Source organism: Pantoea sp. SIMBA_079, assembly GCF_046940275.1.
Lineage (GTDB): Bacteria > Pseudomonadota > Gammaproteobacteria > Enterobacterales > Enterobacteriaceae > Pantoea > Pantoea borealis.
Window position 1 is genome coordinate 1 of sequence record NZ_JAWRYR010000368.1, and the last position, 268, is coordinate 268.

Sequence of the window (268 nt, forward strand, 5' to 3'; positions counted from 1 at the left end):
GCGCAACTTCGCGATATAGCGCATCGCGTTCTTCCAGCACTTCCTGAACTTCTTCGCTCAGCGGTTTTCCCGTTAAGGTTGGCCGTAAATCTTCTTCCGGTGCAGCTTGCAGTCGGTTAACCAGGACTGATACTGGCGCACACAAATAAACCACGATCCCGTTATTTTGCATGAAGTGACGATTAAATTCCGTCAGAATAATGCCGCCGCCTGTAGCGATAACGGTGGATGGCGCAGTTACCGCTTCCAGCGCCGCCGTTTCTCTGGC

Annotated in this window: 1 protein-coding gene; it reads right to left on the minus strand. The window is 52.6% G+C overall.

The features are described from left to right. A partial coding sequence (locus SB719_RS20400) for a shikimate kinase (protein WP_412159776.1) occupies positions 1-268 on the minus strand: 268 nt, incomplete at both ends.